At 61.3% G+C, this 2,034-nt stretch carries 2 protein-coding genes; both read left to right on the top strand.

Translation table 11 applies throughout. The annotated features are described in order from the left end of the window. The first annotated feature begins 218 nt into the window (after positions 1-218). Complete coding sequence (locus JF66_RS17085; RefSeq protein WP_051973692.1) at positions 219-1,031, top strand: arginase family protein; 813 nt, start codon at positions 219-221, stop codon at positions 1,029-1,031. 154 nt (positions 1,032-1,185) lie between these two features. Next, positions 1,186-1,593 (top strand): hypothetical protein, encoded by a 408-nt coding sequence (locus tag JF66_RS17080; RefSeq protein WP_035879895.1) that lies wholly within the window; start codon positions 1,186-1,188, stop codon positions 1,591-1,593. Positions 1,594-2,034 lie beyond the last annotated feature (441 nt).

The following is a 2,034-nucleotide window of genomic DNA, read 5'->3' as shown; positions in this document are numbered from 1 at the left end:
TCGGTGGGACTCATTAGCGATTCGACCAACCCACCCGAGACCGGTGGAGTCGCCGAGACCGGCGACGAAGGAATCACCGACGAAACAAACACGCACATCACCACTGGAAGTAGACATGACTTCAGTGTAGGAACCGTGAACAATTCGCGTGCACATCGCATGCGGTAGCGTCGGGAACACGTCCGCATCTGAGCGTGCTCGAATGGAATGGGTCAAACATGAGCAGTAGTGTCCTCGTTTATACCGGGCGCATCGGCGATCACAATGACCGAGGGATGAAGGGTGCTGCCATCGTGGGAGCTGCCCTCGGCCGGCGGCTAGGGATTGAGCCGACTGTCATCGGGCATCCCGAACCTGCTCTCAACGGGAATTGGGACGTCGAGTTGGACGCGGCACTTCCGGGGCTCCAGTCCATTCAAGCAGCTCACAGTGCCGCTTTAGGTTTGGGCGGCAGTCCGATCTTCGCCTGGCCGCGGTGCGCCGCAGCCATCGCCACTCTCCCCAATGTTGCCGCACAGCACCCAGACGCCATTGTGGTGTGGTTCGATGCTCATGCCGATCTCAACACTCCGGAGAACACCACAACTGGCTACCTTGGAGGGCTGGCACTAAGTGCGTCCCTTGGCTGGTGGGATTCTGGACTCGGAGCCGGCCTCGACCCCCGAAACGTGGTCCTCGGAGGAACGCGCGATCTGGATCCAGCGGAGCAGTCCCACGTCGACAATGGCACGATCGCCCTCGCGAGCGGACCCGATATGCTCACGAAACTCGATCAACTCGTCTCAGACCGCCCGATCTACTTCCACCTCGACTGCGACGTACTCGACCCCGGAATCATGCCAACCGACTACACCGTGCCTCACGGTCTCACGCTCGATGACCTGACCGCAGTCGCCACACGCCTCGCCCACAACCCTGTAATTGGCGTTGAAATTGGTGAATTCGAGGACCACGGCAATGCGGAACTGGCCCGCTCTCAGGCAGATCGCCTTGTCTCCGCACTCGGCCCGTTACTGAGTACTAATCGTTGACGACCGATTCGCCGTCCCGTAGGGGGTTCCCTTGTGACACACCACCGGCAAGCTTGGCAATCGCGCGGAGAGCTGGCAAATTCGTCGCGCTGGGGGCCGGTTTGGGGGTTGAGGTTCAGCCCGTGTCAAGCTGTCGCCGCGTACGCTCGGCACTGTGCGAGGCAAGGACTCTAGCGAAGCGTCGGACGATGCCCCGATCACCGGGTACTCAGGGATCTACAACGCCGACGGTGGTCTGGCGGGCGAGATCCGCTACCTACTTGGTCACCTCTTCGGCTCGGTTGAGTGTTCTCTCTGCGACATCACCCATTCACCCGTTCGCCGGAAGCCGGAGTGGGACCGTATGGTGGCCAGGATTGGTGTTCCCCTCGTCGTGCTCCACCGTAACGAACTCGACGAACGTCTCTCGGCGGCCATGCGAAATGTCGCGCTGCCAGTCGTCGTCGCTCACCACTCCGACGGATCAACATCTGTCGCGCTGACCGCCGACCAACTCACCCAGCTTGGCGGGTCTGTCAACGATTTCGAGCACGCCCTGCTCGCGCAACGCCGAGACCCCTGATCGCGCGACAGCCCGCCCCGCAGACCGATCGTCTTTCGCGATACAAGCGCGGTACCGAGCGTACGGCTGGCGGGCCGGCCCACTTTCGCACCGCCGCCGCAAGGGCGAGGCTTGCGCCAGCAAGGGAAGCGAGGCATTCGGTTCGGGTCTTGGACAGCGGACAACAGCTGCGTAACTCGAAAGCAACACGAGAATGGCCTTGCCCCCGGTTGGTGGACACGGGGTTATGCGGCTTTGGAAGAGGCCTCGCTCTGGTTTGAGTAGTGCATCTCGAGCTCGACTGGGCTGACCTGGTCGGGGGGAGCGTGCCGGCGAAAGTCATATCGGTCCCGATGAAGGACCAAGGTTAAACTTTGAATCGGCTCCGAAATTGTTCCAGAATTTCTGACTCCGGCATCGGGTCAGAATTATCGATCTGCAGGTCCCACGCGAGATCGACAC

The organism is Cryobacterium sp. MLB-32, assembly GCF_000738085.1.
In the GTDB taxonomy this organism is placed as follows: domain Bacteria; phylum Actinomycetota; class Actinomycetes; order Actinomycetales; family Microbacteriaceae; genus Cryobacterium.
Note: the sequence above shows the minus strand (reverse complement) of the source record. Positions and strands in the feature narration are given on the sequence as shown.